This window comes from Mycobacteroides sp. LB1 (assembly GCF_013449725.1).
Lineage (GTDB): Bacteria > Actinomycetota > Actinomycetes > Mycobacteriales > Mycobacteriaceae > Mycobacterium.
Genome location: NZ_JACCFF010000006.1, coordinates 66,234 through 82,491, shown reverse-complemented (window position 1 = coordinate 82,491; position 16,258 = coordinate 66,234). Strand labels below are relative to the sequence as shown.

Sequence of the window (16,258 nt, the reverse complement as noted above, 5' to 3'; positions counted from 1 at the left end):
GGATTGTCAGTTTCGGAATGATATGTCATTCTTGATGAGTGTCAAGGTCGGTAGGATTGCCGCGTATGACGTCCAGCCCGTCCACACTCAGCCGCGCCGAGCGCAAGAAGCTCGAGATGCGGCAGGAGATTCTGGACGCCGCCTTTGCCTGCTTCGCCGAGCAGGGCTATCACGCGACGGGCGTCGCGGATATCGCCGGACGAATCGGGATCGGTCATGGGACCTTCTACCGGTACTTCAAGAGCAAGCGGGACATCATCGAGCATGTCATCGATGACGTCACCGGACAGATCTTTCAGGCGATCAGCGCCGAGAACGCCGCGGGGCTCGCCGACGATATCGCCCAATACCGCGGACAGTCGGTGCGTATCGGCGCTGCTCTCGCCCACCTGTTCCGCGAGAACCCGAAGCTGCCACTACTTCTGTTGGAGGCAGGCTCGGTTGACAGCGAGTTACGCGAGCGCGTGTTCGCCATGCTCTCCACAAGCGACCAGCTGACCGAGGCCTACCTGCGGCACGGTGTCGAAAAAGGTTACCTCCGTGCCGATCTCGATACCGAGAACACAGCCCGAGCGGTGACCGGCATGATTCTCGCCAATGGGTTGCATGCATCCCGGGGCGGCGAGGTGCAGGACACCGATCGATTCTCGGCGGCCGTCATCGCATTGATGTACGGCGGAATCGGCCCTTAACCGCCCACCCGGCGACACTGGGGGACGGCTCTCAGGTTCCACCCCCTAATCTTGCTGTCATGGCCGCAGTGAGCAAGGTGTTCGCAGCCAGGCTCTCAGGCCTGGTCGTTCTTGGTCCGGACGGTGAATCAATCGGACGGGTCCGCGATGTCGTGATCGGCATCGGGGTTGCTCGAAAACAGCCCCGAGTCATCGGTCTTGTCGTCGAAATGCTCACGCGCCGAAGGATCTTCGTTCCCATGCTGCGGGTCACCGCCATCGAGCCCGGCTCGGTGACCCTGACGACCGGCAATGTGTCGCTGCGGCGGTTCGCCCAGCGCCCCGGTGAAGCACTGGTCCTGGGGCAGGTGCTCGACACCACAGTCCACACCGACGATCCCAAGCTCGAACAGCTCGTGGGCGCCGACCTGACAGTGGTTGACCTGGGCCTGGAGCAGACCCGCACCCGCGACTGGGTGGTCACCCGGGTGGCGGTGCGCAGCCCGCGGCGGCTGGGTCGCCGCTCCGGGGTGCAGGTAACCGACTGGACTCACATCCACGGACTGACTGCTTCCACTCTGGAACTGCCCGGTCAGGGCGTGGCTCAGCTGATGCTCCAGTTCGAGGGCATGCGGCCCGCCGATGTCGCGGACGCGATCCGGGACCTGCCGCAGAAGAGGCGCGATGAGGTACTGAGCGCCTTCGACGACGAGCGGCTGGCCGACATTCTCCAGGAGCTGCCGGAGGACGACCAGGCCGACGTGCTGACCAGTCTGGAGAACGAGCGCGCTGCCGACGTGCTGGAGGCAATGGATCCCGACGACGCCGCCGATCTATTGGGCGAACTACCCCCGGCGGAAGCGGAATCACTTCTGGCACTGATGGATCCGGAAGATTCGGAACCTGTCCGTCGACTGTTGACCCACTCCCCCAATACCGCCGGCGGTCTGATGACCCCGGAACCGGTAGTCCTCAGTCCCAGCACCACCGTCGCCGAAGCCCTTGCACGCGTGCGCAATCCCGATCTGACCCCGGCACTGGCCTCGCTGGTATTCGTGGTCAGGCCGCCCACGGCGACTCCCACCGGGCGTTACCTAGGGTGTGTGCATCTGCAACGACTGCTGCGCGAGCCCCCGTACGCCATGGTGGGTGGCATCCTCGACTCCGATATGCCGCACCTCGACGCCGAGGCACCGCTCACCGAGGTAACCCGCTACTTCGCCGCGTACAACCTGGTGTGCGGCCCCGTTATCGACAGGGAGAACCACTTGCTCGGCGCGGTCACGGTCGATGACGTGTTGGACCACCTGATGCCAGAGGGCTGGCGCGCCGACGAACCCGAACCAGTACTGGGAGGTGACCGCCCGTGAGCGAGACATCGGCACGCCAGCGGCTCGACACCCCACGTACCTCTCGGGGGCTGTCGCTCGGCCTGAACGTGGAAGCGGTCGGGCAGGTCAGCGAGAACATCGCCCGGTTCCTGGGCACCGGTCGCTACCTCGCCATGCAGACGGTGTTCGTCATCGTGTGGATCATCCTGAATCTCTTCGCGGTGAGCATGCAATGGGATCCGTACCCGTTCATCCTGCTCAACCTCGCGTTCTCCACTCAGGCTGCCTACGCCGCGCCGCTGATCCTGCTGGCCCAGAACCGCCAGGAGAACCGCGACCGAGTATCGCTGGAAGAGGACCGTCGCCGGGCCGAACAGACCAAGGCCGATACCGAATACCTGGCGCGGGAGCTGGCAGCACTTCGGCTGGCGGTGGGCGAGGTCGCCACCCGCGACTATTTGCGGCGCGAGCTTGAAGAGCTCCACGAAGCAATCACAGCGCTTCGCGAGAAGTAAACCCAGTGACCCTATTTGGGTGTCACGATGCCCTGGTCATAGGCGTACACAATGGCCGCCGCCCGGTCCCGAAGGTCGAGCTTGACGAATATTCGGCCGATATGACTCTTCACCGTCACCTCGGAAATCACCAGCTGCTGGGCGATCTCGGAATTGGTTGACCCGGATGCGATGAGCGCCAGCACATCCAGCTCACGCGCGGTGAGCTTCTGCTCGACATCACCCGTGGTGGCGGCTGGTGCCCGCCGATAGGCGCTGAGCACGCGCGAGGTCACCGACGGATCCAAATATGCCTCGCCGCGGGCCACGGCATGCACAGCGCGGACCAGCTCCTCTGCCGGAGAGTCCTTGAGGATGAAACCCGCGGCACCGGCACGGAGCGCCCCCGAGAGCAGCTCGTCGTCGTCAAACGTGGTGAGCGCCAGTGCCGGCGGCCCCTCAGAGGCATGAAGTAGCCGAATGGCCTCGATACCGCTCATCTGCTTCATGCGCAGATCCATGATCACGACATCGGGCCGCACCCGAGTTACCGCCGCCGCGACCTCGCTGCCGTCGGCGCACTCCCCCACGATCGCGAACCCATCCTTGCGGCGCAGAATCCGGCGCAGCCCGGTACGTACCAGCTCCTGGTCGTCGACCAGCAGCACGCCCACCTCGGTTTCAGTCATGACGCCACAACACCTTCCGCCGCGGACGGCACGCTGATCCGGTGGACTCCAACGGCACCGTCGCCGACACCATCCAGCCGTCCCGCTCCCGCCCGGCACGGAACTCGCCGCCCAGAACCTCGACCCGCTGGCGCATACCCGATAGCCCACCCCCCGCACAGGCGACCGGACGGGCGCCTGTCGGGAGGTCGTTGCTCACCGTCAGAGTCGCCGCGGCCCCGTTGATATCGAGGCGTACCGCGACCGACGATTCGGGGGAATGCTTGGCGATATTGGACAGCGATTCCTGTGCGACCCGGTAGAGCGCCAAACCCACTCCGGCACTCACGGACTCACCGGGCTCGTCGATTGTGGATTGCACCGTCATCCCCGCGGTGGTGAAGTCGGCTATCAGATCGGGGATATCGGCGATGCCGGGCTCCGGCGCCAACCGCATCGGCTCGACACCACCCGGTCCCGCGCTCAGCAGACCCACAGTGCCACGGATATCCGACATTGCCTGACGCCCAAGGCGTTCTGCATCGACCAACCCGGCGACGGCATCCTCCACATCACGATCCTCCTGCAGCGCCCGCCGGGCGCCGGTGAGGTGCAGCATCGTCACCGAGAGGGAATGGGCTATCACGTCATGGATTTCGCGCGCGATGCGTCGCCGTTCATCGGAGGCGGCCTGTTCCTGCATCCGGGCCTGCTGGGCCCGTTCCTGCAAGAGAAGCCGCTGTTGCAGCTGCAAGATGTGTCCGATCAGCCACCCGACCAGCACGAAGAACGCGTTGTAGAGCGAGAACGTCCCGAGGTGATGCAGCTGCTCGGCCACCACGAGTAGCGCTACACAGGCGCCGCAGGCAAGTAGCCCCGCACGCACGGAGGCGAGCGCGCCCACCTCGCCGATCATGAACATCAGCAGGAACGGCGCGGCGTCCACAACGTTCGCGGGCCACGTCAGGAACAGGGCCACTCCCGCAAGGCTGTAGGCCGCGCTCCCGAAGGTGCCGAGCTTGTATCCCGCCGTAAAGATGAGGATCGGAGCCAGCGCCACCAGGGCCGCCAGTGCCAGCAGCCACGGCCGGGTGAAACCGCGTTGTACTACTGCACACCCCACGACCAACAGCGTCCCGGTGTACATGACGACGGGGACAGTCCACGGGAACTCGTACGGCACCAGGGCACGGCGGCGGTACGCCCATTCCCGGAGCCGGTTCATAGTGCCAGCGTAGAGGCGGTAACCCTGTCGCACATCATGCTCGGCGCGGATGCGCGTGTCCTACCACGGTATGAGAAGAAGTGTCGCCCACAGCACGACGACTGCGCCGCCCGGTGTCCGTAACTTCACATGGCATGTGGGAAGCCATCGCAAGGTTCTGCAGCCGCTATGCGATTTTCGTCATCGGGCTCTGGATACTCGCCGCAGCGGCGGGCAATCTGCTTGTGCCGCAGGTGGAAAGCACGGCACACAACCACGCCCGTGGCTTTCTTCCGCAGAGCGCACCGGTGAACACCGCGGGCGCCGCCATGGGCAAGCAGTTCCAGGACGGCGACGGCGGAAACCTCAACTATCTGGTGTTGGAAAGCGACCACAAACTGGGGCCCGTCGAGCATCAGTACCACGATCGGCTGCTGACAAAACTGCGTGCGGACACCGCCCATCTGGACTCGGCGATGGACCTGTGGGCCGACCCGATGACGGCCGAGGGCGCGCTCAGCCCAGACGGGAAGGCCGCATACACAATGCTGCGCGTGACCGGCGAGCTCGGCGGTGCACAAGCCAACGCTTCCCTGGACGCCGTCCGGCAGATCGTTGCCAACGAGCCTGCGCCCACCGGCATGCACTCCTGGGTTACCGGGCCCGGCGCCACCATCGCCGACGAGCTCACCTCCATCGATACGCAGATGCTCACAATCACCGGCGTCACGGTGGTGCTCATCGCGGTGCTGCTGTTCGCCGTGTACCGATCGGCGATCACCGCTGCGATCCCATTGATCACCGTGGGTGTGGGCCTGGGCGTGGCACGCTCAATCGTGGCTTTCCTCGGGGAACGCAATCTCATCGAGGTTTCCATCTTCTCGGTAGCATTGCTCGCCGCCCTCGTGCTCGGCGCGGCGACCGATTACGGCATCTTCCTGCTCGGGCGCTATCACGAACAGCGGCGTTCGGGGCTGGACCATGAACAGTCACTAGCTATCGCCAACCGCAGCGTGGCACCGGTCATTGCGGCATCTGGGCTGACCATCGCCGCCGCCCTGTCCTGCCTGATGTTCGCCCAGGTCGGAATGCTGCGCAGCGCCGGATTACCTTGTGCCATAGGGATCCTCACCGGTATGGCAGCCTCGCTGACCCTGCTCCCCGCGCTTATCGGATTGGCCGGCCGCCGTGGACTGGCCCAGCCGCGTGCACTGCGCGATGGGGCGAGCCGGCCTGGACACCGTTGGCGCCGGGTAGGCACCGTGGTCGCCCGCTGGCCGGGCCCGGTACTGGTCGGCTCAACGCTGGTGCTCATCGTGTGCGCCCTTCCCATCGCCGGCCTACGCCTTGGTTTCGACGAGCTTGCCGCGCAGCCACTTTCCACGCACGCCAACCGTGGATATCAGGCGATGGATAGGCATTTCCCGCCGAACCGGTTGCTGCCGGAGATCGTCTCGATCCAAGCGGACCACGACCTGCGCAACCCGGCTGGCGTCATCGGTGTCGAGCGAGTTACCAAAAAGCTCATGGAAATTCCAGGAATTCGGATGGTGCAATCGGCCTCCCGTCCCGCGGGCGCCATCCCCGAGCAGGCGGCGCTGACCGAACAAGCGGGAATCATCGCCGATCAGCTGGATGACGGAACGACACAGATGAGCCAACGATTGGGGGCCGTCGACCAGCTCTCGTCGACCCTCAGCCAGTTCTCGGGAGCAATCGCCCAGCTGCAGAAGGGCCTCGCGGGCGGGGTGAGCGGTCTGGGAGAGCTCAGCGGCGGCGTCGGCGACATGCACTCGGGAATGAAGGCGTTGCAAGACAATGTGTCTCAGGTGTCGGAGTACATGGATCCGCTGCGCAAGTTCACCAACGGTAATCCCAACTGCGCCAATGACGGCATCTGCTCCCTTGTACTCAAGGCCGTCGAACCGATGGACTCCGTGGTGGCGGCGACCGCCTCACTGACCTCCAGCACCGCCAAATTCGGCGCAGGTGCCCAGGGAATGGAGAAGTCGTTCTCCGGCGCCGTCGATTCGGTGAAGAACATGCGCTCGACGGTGGCACAGTTGAGCACGATCACCGATCAACTGACCAAGGCGGTCGGCGAGACTCGCACCATGTTCTCCGGGCTGACCGAATACCTGCGCGCCATGCGCGAGGATTTCCGCAGCAGCGGCGAGGGTGGTTTCTACCTGCCCCAGCGCGCGTGGCAGGACCCGCGCTTCCAGCGGGCTGCCGGGCTGTACTTCGCCCCCGACGGCCGCTCGACCCGCATGCTGGTTTTCGGGGACGGCAAGGTTTTTGGCGCGGACGGCGCACATCGATCTCCACAGATCACACTCGCGGTGAGCGAGGCCACCAAGGAGGGCACCCTCGCTGGCAGCACGATGAACATCGCCGGATTCGGCACCGGCACTGCCGAATTGCGTGGATACGTCAGCGAGGACTTCTTGCTGCTCGCGGCCGTGGCGCTCGCGCTGGTCTTCATCATCGTGCTGGCAATGCTGCGCAGCCCCGTGGCAGCCGCCGTGGTAATCGGCACCGTCGTCGTCTCGTACGCGTCCGCGCTCGGGATCACCACCCTGATCTGGCATGACTTGTTAGGACGCGATCTACACTGGTCGGTCCCATCGATTGCCCTCATCGCGCTGGTCGCGGTGGGCGCTGACTACAACCTGTTATTCACCATGCGTATGCGCGAAGAGATATTCCTGGATGGCGCCGGCCTGCGTACCGGGATGATCCGCGCCTTCGGCGGCACGGGCGGCGTGGTCACCACGGCCGGGATCGTCTTCGGTATCACTATGTTCGCAATGCTCTCCAGCGACGTGCTGAGCATCGAGCAGGTGGGCACCGCGATTGGCGTCGGGTTGATTATCGACACACTCATCGTCAGAACGTTCGTCGTACCCGCGGTGGCGGGACTGCTGGGCAAGTGGTTCTGGTGGTCGCCGGTGCCGCTGCTGCACGGACTGTTGTTCCGGTGGTCCAAGGCGCGCTCACCCCGCACGGCCGGTGTGCTCTCGTACTTGGTGACGAGACCGTCGCGGCTCGAGAGAACAGGAGCCTAGACGTCCGGGGTGGCGTCCCTATCGATGAGGTGGCGTGGAAACGCCAGAATCCCGGCCACCGACAGCAGCCACGCGAGCAGGCGCACTATGCCGATTCCAATACCGGGCGCCAGACTGTGGTCGATGACCCAGGTTGACCATGCATCGAGGATGAGGGCGATGACCAGGCCGAACGCGACCGCGATCGAGACTCGGTCGAACTTCTCCCGCGCCGGCCAATAGTGCAGGACGGTCGCTGCGATCCCGACGAGAAACACCACGGCAAGGCGCACGCTGTCCACGCCGGAGAACACTGTGAAGGCGAACCCTACGACGTAGAGCATCATCGCCGACGCTTTGACCGAGGTCGCGTCCAGCCGCAGACCAGCGACGATAATCATCGGAGTACCGCCAACGCAAGGAAACTCGGCACGAGCTAAGAGTACCCAGGTGACAGTGCAATTGCGACGCCATACAGCGAAGTTTTTAGAATGAGGGTTGGCTACCCCATTCTGCGTGCGAGATCCTCCCTCGCCGATTGTGCCTGGCCTGGGGTCAACAGCGGGTTGGCATAAACATCAACCAAGGTCGCCGCCATCTTCAGATCACCCTCGGGCGAACCGATATCCACGCCGAGTCCGCGCGAAACATGTTGCTGAAGTAGAGGCACCGCCAAGGCCATGGCGGTAATGACGGTCGCGCGGGACTTGACGTCGATATCGGCCGGATAGACGCGGTTGTGGTCAGCACTGGCCAGCCAGCCTTCGGTCATCGCGACCATCTCGTCGAATATCTGCCCCGCCGAGCCGTCAACCAGCGCCCTGGTGATGTAGTCCTGGTACTGGCCGATCGGAATGCGGGCGGAAACGTAGTGCACGTCACCGCGTTCCACATTCGCCTGGACCTGCTCATTGATGTTGCGCATCGTCTTGACGAGGTATTCCTCGCATGCATCGCGCAGTTCCTGCTTGGACCCGAAATGATGGCGCAACAGTCCTGAGGACACACCAGCGCGAGCGGCGATCCCCCGGATGGTGGCGCCGTCATATCCCTTCTCGCCGAACTCATGTAGGGCCGCATCCCGTATCCGGGCGCGGGCGGTGAGGTCGTCGGGATCCACGGTCTCCATTTCCAAATGCTACACGACTGGACAATTGACTACACGCTTGTATAGTCGACTTCATGCGTATCGACACCAGCGGCATCACCCCCGAGGAAGAGACCGCCTTCCTCACCCTCAAGGCCCGCGCCGTCAACAACGGTTGGAGGCGACCGATCCTGTCGGACCCGGGCGCAGCGGCGGCCGTCGACCAGATCGACTACAACTTCGACGCGCTGGGGGTGATCAGCCCGGTGGTGTGCCAATCATCTTTGCGCGCAAAACTTCTCGACGATCGCGTACGTTCCTTTGTTACCGAACATCCCAATGCCGTGGTGGTCGACCTGGGAGCCGGTCTGGATGACGGGTATCGACGCGTAAGGCCACCCGCGACCGTCGATTGGTACAGCGTCGACCTCCCCGGGATGGCGGCATTGCGCGATGACGTCATGCCCCCAGGACCGAGTGAGCACACCATCGGGGTGTCCGTCACCGACCCGGCGTGGATCGCAGGCATCCCATCGGATCGTCCGGCGATGGTCATCGCCGACGGCCTTTTCGCATTCCTGACCAAGGAACAAATCATCGCCGCAATGCGGGCCATCACCGACCACTTCCCCAGCGGACAGTTGGCATTCAACGACTATGGCCGCATGGCGATAGGTGTGTGGATCTCAAAACTGTTCCCACAGAAGATGTTCAAGAAGGTCAACCAGCTACGCGGATTTGAGGGATACAACGATCCACGCACCCCGGAGCGCTGGAATCCTCGGCTGCGATTGGCGGAGGAGTTCAGCTTGGTGGATGCGCCCGAAGTGGAGCTGTTTCCGACCTGGGTGCGGATCTCGTCACGGATGGCGCGGTACAGCGAGTCGATGAGACGGTCGGCGCGCATCCTGCGGTTCTCGTTTTAAATGACTACGTGGGGGTGTCCTTCTCCGGCGGCCTGCCCTATAGATCAACTCCCCGGTCGCCCTTAATGGAACCGGCTAACGAGGGGTAGTCGACAGCTTGGGTCCTGGATAGCCCGAGCACCGGGATCGCCCGTGAGGTCTTCCGTTGGTATTCCGCGTACATCTCGAATCTGTCTGCCAGCGTGCGGTAAATCCGGTCGCGTTCCGCACCGGCCACCTCGCGGACTGCCACCGGATAGTGGTCGTCGCCTATTTCGACGGAGACCTGATCGGGGTGAGCTAGCACGTTGTAATACCAGCTGGAGCTGCTGTGTTCCCCCCTGTTCGAGGCAACCACGAAGAACTCGCCTTCTTCAGAAGGCTGATAAACTAATGGATTTCGCCGCTGCTGGCCCGACTTGGCGCCTACTGTGTGCAGAATCAACATGTCGAACTGCGCGAACCACCCGTCGGGTTTTCCTTGCCCGCGGATGTGGGCCATTGCCCTCGAATGGAATTCGTTCTCCTTTTCGGCTCCGCGTACGTCAGGGATGTTTGGGTTAGTCATATTGCTTCCTCTCGATCAGTGGCGACCGGACATGCCTGTTCATCGCACAATGCCGTCCGGCTCAGCGACAAAGCCGACCCGCGGCGACGCACCAACTCGAATGCGTTGGGCCACATCATTGCCCTTGGCGGGGCCCATCGCTGTTCCAGTGGATCACTCCATCGATGCTGCGGCCCGCTGACGGGAAGTCGGTGCCGCCCAATGGGTAGGCGACGGGGAACATGTAGCCGACAGGGTGATGGTTCGGCGCCATGTTGGTCAGCCGACGAAGCAGTGAGACGCCCCCTGGCGCAGAAAGGCCCCACCCACCCCAGGCAGAGACAAGACCCCGGGCCCGCAACGCGAGATGCAGGCTCCATGCCGCCGGAAGAATCGAGCCGTAGAGCACGGCCGGGCCGTTCATCTCGGAGTAGTAAACCTCCTCTATGGGAACTGAATTCTCTATCGTTGGAATGACGAAAACCGGGACGCGGTGAAAATTCTTTGAGACGCTTTCCGTGCCGGAAATGACCGCGCGCACCGTCTTTGCACTCGACAACAACTGCGATTCGACCATCTCCTGCCAAGCTTTCAATCCCTTTGCGGGACCGTACAGTAAATCCTCGAGCGCCTTCTGGAGCTCGGCTTTGATATCGCCGTCGTCAATCACATACCAATGCCATCGCGGGTGATCATCAGCAGTCGGCGCCTGCACAGCGACCCTGATTGCACTCTCGACGATCTCCCGCGGCACCGGGCGGTCGAAATCAAGCCGCTTGCGCACAACGCGCGTGGTGGTCAAGACATAATCCACTGCTCCGGCATCGAGTCGATTCGTTGCCAAAGAAGAACTTTCACTTCCGGAAGTGCTCACAGCCGAACCTTCTCCACCACATTCTTTCCATTACTTCTGGATTGATTCCTGAAGGCGCACAACCACTTAGTGTGTCCATCACACGATGCCGTCTAGTTCGGCGATGTCCTGCACATCGAGGGCCAGGGTCGTCGCGGCGAGATTCTCGCGCAGATGCTCCGGCGAGGACGTTCCGGGAATGAGCAGGATGTTCGGCGAGCGCTGCAGCAGCCACGCTAGCGCGACCGCTGCCGGTGTGGACTCCAGGCGGGTAGCAACTGATTGCAGTGCCGCCGAATGCAGCCCCGCGTAGCCGCCTAGCGGAAAATATGGCACATAGGCAATCCCTTGCCCCGCAAGGAAATCGATTATGTCATCGTCTTGACGGTCGTCGAGGTTGTACAGGTTCTGCACACACACCACCGGCGCCATCGATTGGGCCTCGACGATTTGCGCAGTGGTGACCGCGCTGAGGCCGAGGTGTTTGATCAGCCCTTCTTGTTGCAGTTGTGCGAGCACGGCGAAAGGCTCAGCAATCGACTCGCTGTTGGTGCCGTCGGCGCCAGTGCCGGCACGCAGGTTCACCACATCGAGTGCATCCAGGCCAAGATTGGCGAGGTTGTCATGGACGGCCTGCCGCAACTGCCCGGGAGCAAGTGCCGGGAGCCAGTCGCCGTCGGCGTCCCGTCGATGCCCGACCTTGGTGACGATCCGCAGGCCGTCGGGGTAAGGGTGCAGAGCTTCCTTGATGATCTGGTTAGTGATGTGCGGGCCATAGAAGTCGGCGGTGTCGATATGGGTGATGCCGTGCTCAACTACTTGGCGCAGTAGCGCTATCGCTGCACCACGGTCGGCGGGTGGGCCAAACACCTGCGGCCCGGCAAGCTGGATGGCGCCGTAGCCCATGCGGGTGACGCTCAAGTCCTGCCCCAGCGTGAATGATCCGCCAGTAAACGTGTTGGCTTTCATCGAGTCCTTCCTCGTGCCTATATGTCTGCGCAGTCAGTTCGCGCATGGCAGCTCCAGATTCAGGCCTACGGCAAGAAATAGGCAGAGCCCCCTTGATCCTGGGAGTGACAGGGCACAGGCACAACGTCATCTAGATCGCTACCGTGGTGGCTATGAGCAAGGAAAATCTGCTCGGCGACTACCTACGCGCCCGCCGCGAGCTGGTAGCGCCCTCCGATGTCGGCTTACCTGCCCGGGGCGTGCGGCGCGTGGCAGGGCTGCGGCGCGAAGAGGTCGCCATGCTCGCCGGCATCAGCTCCGACTACTACCTACGCCTGGAACGGGGCCGCGACCGCAACCCCTCAACACAAGTCCTCGAGTCACTGGCCCGAGTCCTGCAACTCGATCAGGCCGGCGCCGACCACTTGCTAAGTCTGTCCGGACCGCAGCCCCGGCAGCGCCGCCGCCGAACCCGCCGCGAACCCGTCCCTGCTGGCATCCTGCAGCTGCTCGACACCCTCGCGCTGCCGGCCTTCGTCTTCGATCGATGCTTCGACATACTCGCCGCCAATGGTCTTGCCCACGCCTTGTCACCTAATTTGCGGGTCGGCGATAACTACCTGCGCACACTTTTCCTTGATCCGGCCGATCAGGCGCTCTACCCGGACTGGGAGCTCAACGCCGGCGTGCTGGTCGCTGTATTCCGGAAATCCATCGGAAGCGACATTGGCGACCCTCGGGTCATCGAGTTGGTCGGTGAACTGTCGCTATCCAGCGAACACTTCCGGCGGCTATGGGCCCGCAACGATGTTGCCCCTCCCCAAAGCTTCCCGATCCGTGTCCAGCACCCTCAAGTCGGAGACCTCACCCTTAATCTTGAGAAACTCGCCATCACCGGCACCGAAGGCCAGCTCCTATCCATCTTCCACCCTTCACCCGGCACCGTCAGCGCCGAGAAAATGGGGTTACTCGCGTCCCTTGCCAGCACCGCCGACACCGCGGTGTCCAAGTCCGCGGTCCACCCGCACAGTAGCCAACCAGACATAGACCAGAAACAGTCACCAGCCAGGGATGGACGGGGAGGTCAGCAGGCGAAGATGGTGGTCGAGGCTCCCCTCGATGAGGAAATCTGACACCAGTTCAGTCGATTCCGGGAAACGTTCGGCCCGAAGAAAAACGGACCTGGGATCACATACCGCAAGTACCTAGCCCAGCGACGAAGCAAGTGTCGCCAGTTCCACGGCAACTTGGCCGGATAAATCCTCCACTAATGGGAGCGGAGAGGAATACCGCTATCGGAGGCCAGGCGCAGGAAGGAAACTCCCAATCCGACTTGGCGTCATTATGACGGCTTATACGACGGCCAGTAGTCCATCGAAACGAGCGCGAGTTGAGGGTCGACTCGACCATCGCTCCATGAACACACTGATCGATCGCCGGGTAGGCCCGGCTCGCGCCGCCTCAGTCTTGACGGAACTTGCCTAAGACCTTTCGGACCACCAGCACCGCTACCACGGCGCCGAAGCCCAGGATGGTGAACTTGATGGCCGGCTTGTTCAGGGTCGCGAGCACCGAAGCCTTAGCATCCTCGGCCAGACGCTGTGGATTGGCGCGGTCACTCAGGGTGTCGACTGTCGCCGCAAGCTGATCGCGCGCCTTGTCGATGTCGGCCTTGATTGCCTCGGGATCCCTGGCCACCTGACACTCCTCCACGTCTGCAGTTGAACTCAAGCAACTACCCTAGGGCAACAACTGTACGGGTCAACAGAAAGGCACCGGCCATGGCGGAGACCAAGCGACTCGAGGTTGGCGACAAAGCGCCTGCGTTCACCCTGCTCGATGCCGACGGCAACAAGGTGTCGCTGTCCTCATATAAGGGCCGCAAGGTGATCGTCTACTTCTATCCGGCTGCCCTGACGCCCGGCTGCACCAAGCAGGCCTGCGATTTCCGCGACAGCCTCGCCGAACTCAACGGTGCCGGTCTCGACGTCGTCGGCATCTCCCCCGACAGGCCCGAGAAGTTGGCCAAGTTTCGCGAGCACGACGGTGTGAACTTCCCGCTGCTGTCTGATCCGGACAAGACAACACTCACCGCGTATGGCGCCTTCGGTGAGAAGAAGCTGTACGGGAAGATCGTCGTGGGCGTCATCCGATCAACCTTCGTCGTAGACGAAAAGGGCAACATCGAGGTAGCGCAGTACAACGTGAAGGCGACCGGACACGTCGCCAAGCTGCGCCGCGACCTGTCCGTCTAGGCGGCCGACTCGACGCCGTTCAGACGCTCGGACTCTGAGTTGGGCGCACTTCTGAATCCTGTTCGCGCAGGTGATGTTCCAGCGTGGTGCGCAGATCGACCATGAAATCGATGAACTGCCGACGCTGCTCGGCCGGGTACTGACTCATCATCTCGTCGAGGCGATCGCCCAGCGGTCCGAAGTACTGCTCGGCCAACCCTCGGACGTGCTCTGTGGCGTGCAAGCTGACCACGCGCCGGTCCGCGTGTTCCCGTGTACGTACAACGTGATGCGCACGTTCGAGCCGATTGACCAGCGCCGTCGTCGCACCCGATGTCAGGGCGACACGCTCGCCGAGCCTGGCCGGTGACAACGGTTCATCTCGCTGCTCCGCCTCAACGATCTCCAGCAACGCGACCGCGTCGGTGTGATGCATCCCCAGCGATGCCGCGAGGTGCCTACCCAGCTCCGCGAAGGTCGCGTCCAGGCTGCGCATCTCTGCCATAAGCAGAATACGTTGTGCCACAACGTCGCCAGACGTCTTCCGTGCCACGGAACCTCCTTTGCCTCCGTTTCCGGCGGCATTTTGACAAGCAACTCTCGACACCATACCTTCTTCATGAAGTTACTTCACCATGAAGGAATATCATGAACCTGCCAGATAACGCCCGCAGATGGTTGGGCTTGGTCGCCATCGCGTTAGGGGTGGCCCTGATCGTCGTGGACACCACGATCGTCAACGTCATCATTCCCTCGATCGTGCGCGATCTCGGTGTTACGTCCGTTCAAGCGCAGTGGGTGCAGGAGTCCTACGCGATCGTGTTCGCGGCGCTGCTATTGCTCGTCGGCCGCGCTTCCGACATTCTCGGCGCCCGCCGCGTCTTCCTCACCGGCGTAATCATTTTCGGTGCTACTAGTCTGCTGGCGGGCCTGGCTCCGACCGGTGAGTGGTTGGTGCTGGCACGCTTCTTGCAGGGCGCGGGAGCGGCCCTGATCTTGCCGACATCGCTTGCTCTACTCAACGTGCTGTTCACCGGCAAGGCGCGAGGCCAGGCGTTCGCGATCTGGGGGTCCACAATCGGCGCCGCTACAGCGCTGGGGCCCCTACTCGGCGGCTGGCTGTCCGAACATGCCTCGTGGCGTTGGGCTTTCGGGATCAACATTCCTCTCGTCGCGGTGATCTGCATTGGCGCCCTGATGTTCATCCCGCGCTCACCACGCACCAGCGCGGGAGTAGATGTCCTGGGCGCGGTGTACTCGACCATCGGCCTGGGTCTACTCGCCTTCGGTTTGATCGACGGCCGCACATACGGATGGGTCCGCAGCACCGAGCCGTTTCAGCTTCTCGGCATACGGTGGATGTTCGGCATCTCGCCCGTATTCGTCGCTCTGGTCCTGGCGGCGTTGGCCCTAGTTGCGTTCACTGCCCGCCAAGTCGCCCTGACCCGCGGCATCGCGCCGGGGCAGCCGACCAAAGCTCTGATGGATGTCCGGCTCCTATCCATCAGCTCTTTCCGCAACGGCAACATTGCAACGCTGATTATCGGGCTGGGCGAGTTCGGCATCGTGGCGGTCCTTCCACTGTGGCTGCAGTTCGCGTTGGGATACAGCCCCGTCCAGGCCGGATTGGCTCTGGTGCCCGTGGCGCTCGGCAGCTTCGTGGCTAGTGCCGCCAGCTTCGGCATGGCCCAAAAGATCTCGTCTCTCGGCCTGGTCCGTATCGGTTTGGCGTTGGAGGCGTTGGGATTGGCCGTGCTCGGATTCCTAGCGCGGCCCGACAGCACATGGTGGGCCATCGCGGCGACACTGTTCGTCTACGGAATTGGCGTCGGGTTCGCGACCGCGCAGGTGACCAACGTGGTGCTCGCCGACGTCCCCGAGCACAGCTCCGGTCAGGGGTCCGGCCTGCAGAGCGTGTTTCGTCAGCTCGGATCAGCCCTGGGGATCGCGGTACTCACGTCAACTTTCTTCAGCGTTCTCGGCTCGCGGCTCAGCGGCAGTCTGGCGGCACTCGGCGTGCCCGGGCCCCAATCCGAGGCCACCACCCACGCGGTCGTGGGCAGCGCGGGCGCCGCTATCGAGACACTCGCCGCGCAACCACACACGGCGGCAATCGCCAACGCCGCCCGCGACGCAATGGCGCACGGCGTCGCGCTGGGCAGCTATCTAGCTGCGAGTTTTCTCGTGGCAGGGCTCATTGCGACTGCACTCATCTCCTCAGTCCCAGCACCGACTGAGCCGGCTGCCGAAACCCGAATCTGAGGAATTG

17 protein-coding genes are annotated in these 16,258 nt (G+C 63.2%); 8 read left to right on the top strand and 9 right to left on the bottom strand.

Annotated features, from left to right (window positions below; genetic code table 11):
- Positions 1-65: 65 nt before the first annotated feature.
- The 3 genes from MLB1_RS20425 to MLB1_RS20415 are packed head-to-tail and all read left to right on the top strand — an operon-like array spanning position 66 to position 2,517.
- Positions 66-692: a TetR/AcrR family transcriptional regulator gene (locus tag MLB1_RS20425; RefSeq protein WP_180751690.1), complete on the top strand. Its 627-nt coding sequence runs from the start codon at positions 66-68 to the stop codon at positions 690-692.
- A 59-nt stretch (positions 693-751) separates the two neighbouring features.
- Positions 752-2,041: a magnesium transporter MgtE N-terminal domain-containing protein gene (locus MLB1_RS20420; protein ID WP_180751689.1), complete on the top strand. Its 1,290-nt coding sequence runs from the start codon at positions 752-754 to the stop codon at positions 2,039-2,041.
- The gene (locus tag MLB1_RS20415) at positions 2,038-2,517 is read left to right on the top strand and encodes a DUF1003 domain-containing protein (RefSeq protein WP_180751688.1); all 480 of its coding nucleotides are present in this window, start codon (positions 2,038-2,040) and stop codon (positions 2,515-2,517) included. The genes MLB1_RS20420 and MLB1_RS20415 overlap by 4 nt, the downstream gene beginning before the upstream one ends.
- A gap of 11 nt (positions 2,518-2,528) precedes the next feature.
- Here MLB1_RS20415 and MLB1_RS20410 read toward each other — a convergent pair whose 3' ends face one another.
- A complete protein-coding gene (locus MLB1_RS20410; RefSeq protein ID WP_180751687.1) occupies positions 2,529-3,185 on the bottom strand; it encodes a response regulator transcription factor in 657 nt (218 codons plus the stop codon).
- Complete coding sequence (locus tag MLB1_RS20405) at positions 3,178-4,389, bottom strand: histidine kinase (protein WP_180751686.1); 1,212 nt, start codon at positions 4,387-4,389, stop codon at positions 3,178-3,180. The genes MLB1_RS20410 and MLB1_RS20405 overlap by 8 nt, the downstream gene beginning before the upstream one ends.
- Before the next feature lie 134 nt (positions 4,390-4,523).
- Here MLB1_RS20405 and MLB1_RS20400 point away from each other — a divergent pair, with 134 nt between their 5' ends.
- Positions 4,524-7,436: an RND family transporter gene (locus MLB1_RS20400; protein WP_180751685.1), complete on the top strand. Its 2,913-nt coding sequence runs from the start codon at positions 4,524-4,526 to the stop codon at positions 7,434-7,436.
- On the opposite strand, the gene MLB1_RS20395 is transcribed toward MLB1_RS20400, so the two are convergent.
- Positions 7,433-7,816: a hypothetical protein gene (locus MLB1_RS20395; protein WP_180751684.1), complete on the bottom strand. Its 384-nt coding sequence runs from the start codon at positions 7,814-7,816 to the stop codon at positions 7,433-7,435. The two genes, MLB1_RS20400 and MLB1_RS20395, sit on opposite strands and share 4 nt — an antisense overlap.
- 101 nt (positions 7,817-7,917) lie before the next feature.
- The gene (locus MLB1_RS20390; protein ID WP_180751683.1) at positions 7,918-8,544 is read right to left on the bottom strand and encodes a helix-turn-helix domain-containing protein; all 627 of its coding nucleotides are present in this window, start codon (positions 8,542-8,544) and stop codon (positions 7,918-7,920) included.
- 53 nt (positions 8,545-8,597) lie between these two features.
- On the opposite strand from MLB1_RS20390, the gene MLB1_RS20385 reads away from it, so the two are divergent.
- Entirely contained in the window at positions 8,598-9,428 is an 831-nt protein-coding gene (locus tag MLB1_RS20385; RefSeq protein ID WP_180751682.1) for a class I SAM-dependent methyltransferase, read from the top strand.
- Between the two features lie 37 nt (positions 9,429-9,465).
- Here the strand turns inward: MLB1_RS20385 and MLB1_RS20380 are convergent, their stop codons facing one another.
- The 3 genes from MLB1_RS20380 to MLB1_RS20370 all read right to left on the bottom strand — a co-directional run bounded on the left by MLB1_RS20380 (position 9,466) and on the right by MLB1_RS20370 (position 11,776).
- Entirely contained in the window at positions 9,466-9,975 is a 510-nt protein-coding gene (locus MLB1_RS20380) for a nitroreductase family deazaflavin-dependent oxidoreductase (RefSeq protein ID WP_180751681.1), read from the bottom strand.
- Positions 9,976-10,090: 115 nt separating this feature from the next.
- A complete protein-coding gene (locus MLB1_RS20375) occupies positions 10,091-10,828 on the bottom strand; it encodes a nitroreductase family protein (protein ID WP_180751680.1) in 738 nt (245 codons plus the stop codon).
- Between the two features lie 78 nt (positions 10,829-10,906).
- Positions 10,907-11,776, bottom strand: a complete 870-nt coding sequence (locus MLB1_RS20370; protein WP_180751679.1) for an oxidoreductase — start codon at positions 11,774-11,776, stop codon at positions 10,907-10,909.
- 152 nt (positions 11,777-11,928) lie between these two features.
- Between MLB1_RS20370 and MLB1_RS20365 the strand changes: the two genes are divergently transcribed.
- Entirely contained in the window at positions 11,929-12,888 is a 960-nt protein-coding gene (locus tag MLB1_RS20365) for a helix-turn-helix transcriptional regulator (RefSeq protein WP_180751678.1), read from the top strand.
- A gap of 328 nt (positions 12,889-13,216) precedes the next feature.
- Here the strand turns inward: MLB1_RS20365 and MLB1_RS20360 are convergent, their stop codons facing one another.
- The gene (locus MLB1_RS20360) at positions 13,217-13,453 is read right to left on the bottom strand and encodes a DUF3618 domain-containing protein (protein WP_180751898.1); all 237 of its coding nucleotides are present in this window, start codon (positions 13,451-13,453) and stop codon (positions 13,217-13,219) included.
- Between the two features lie 83 nt (positions 13,454-13,536).
- Here MLB1_RS20360 and bcp point away from each other — a divergent pair, with 83 nt between their 5' ends.
- Positions 13,537-14,010, top strand: a complete 474-nt coding sequence (bcp, locus tag MLB1_RS20355; protein WP_180751677.1) for a thioredoxin-dependent thiol peroxidase — start codon at positions 13,537-13,539, stop codon at positions 14,008-14,010.
- 19 nt (positions 14,011-14,029) lie between these two features.
- Here bcp and MLB1_RS20350 read toward each other — a convergent pair whose 3' ends face one another.
- Positions 14,030-14,542, bottom strand: a complete 513-nt coding sequence (locus MLB1_RS20350) for a MarR family winged helix-turn-helix transcriptional regulator (protein ID WP_371750670.1) — start codon at positions 14,540-14,542, stop codon at positions 14,030-14,032.
- Positions 14,543-14,637: 95 nt separating this feature from the next.
- Between MLB1_RS20350 and MLB1_RS20345 the strand changes: the two genes are divergently transcribed.
- The gene (locus tag MLB1_RS20345; protein ID WP_180751675.1) at positions 14,638-16,251 is read left to right on the top strand and encodes a DHA2 family efflux MFS transporter permease subunit; all 1,614 of its coding nucleotides are present in this window, start codon (positions 14,638-14,640) and stop codon (positions 16,249-16,251) included.
- Positions 16,252-16,258 lie beyond the last annotated feature (7 nt).

Excerpts from the sequence above, each read along its gene's own strand:
- MLB1_RS20425 (WP_180751690.1), top strand. The coding sequence starts at position 66 with ATGACGTCCAGCCCGTCCACACTCAGCCGCGCCGAGCGCAAGAAGCTC.
- MLB1_RS20420 (WP_180751689.1), top strand. The coding sequence starts at position 752 with ATGGCCGCAGTGAGCAAGGTGTTCGCAGCCAGGCTCTCAGGCCTGGTC.
- MLB1_RS20410 (WP_180751687.1), bottom strand. The coding sequence starts at position 3,185 with ATGACTGAAACCGAGGTGGGCGTGCTGCTGGTCGACGACCAGGAGCTG.
- MLB1_RS20405 (WP_180751686.1), bottom strand. The coding sequence starts at position 4,389 with ATGAACCGGCTCCGGGAATGGGCGTACCGCCGCCGTGCCCTGGTGCCG.
- MLB1_RS20400 (WP_180751685.1), top strand. The coding sequence starts at position 4,524 with ATGTGGGAAGCCATCGCAAGGTTCTGCAGCCGCTATGCGATTTTCGTC.
- MLB1_RS20395 (WP_180751684.1), bottom strand. The coding sequence starts at position 7,816 with ATGATTATCGTCGCTGGTCTGCGGCTGGACGCGACCTCGGTCAAAGCG.
- MLB1_RS20390 (WP_180751683.1), bottom strand. The coding sequence starts at position 8,544 with ATGGAGACCGTGGATCCCGACGACCTCACCGCCCGCGCCCGGATACGG.
- MLB1_RS20385 (WP_180751682.1), top strand. The coding sequence starts at position 8,598 with ATGCGTATCGACACCAGCGGCATCACCCCCGAGGAAGAGACCGCCTTC.
- MLB1_RS20380 (WP_180751681.1), bottom strand. The coding sequence starts at position 9,975 with ATGACTAACCCAAACATCCCTGACGTACGCGGAGCCGAAAAGGAGAAC.
- MLB1_RS20370 (WP_180751679.1), bottom strand. The coding sequence starts at position 11,776 with ATGAAAGCCAACACGTTTACTGGCGGATCATTCACGCTGGGGCAGGAC.
- MLB1_RS20365 (WP_180751678.1), top strand. The coding sequence starts at position 11,929 with ATGAGCAAGGAAAATCTGCTCGGCGACTACCTACGCGCCCGCCGCGAG.
- bcp (WP_180751677.1), top strand. The coding sequence starts at position 13,537 with ATGGCGGAGACCAAGCGACTCGAGGTTGGCGACAAAGCGCCTGCGTTC.
- MLB1_RS20345 (WP_180751675.1), top strand. The coding sequence starts at position 14,638 with ATGAACCTGCCAGATAACGCCCGCAGATGGTTGGGCTTGGTCGCCATC.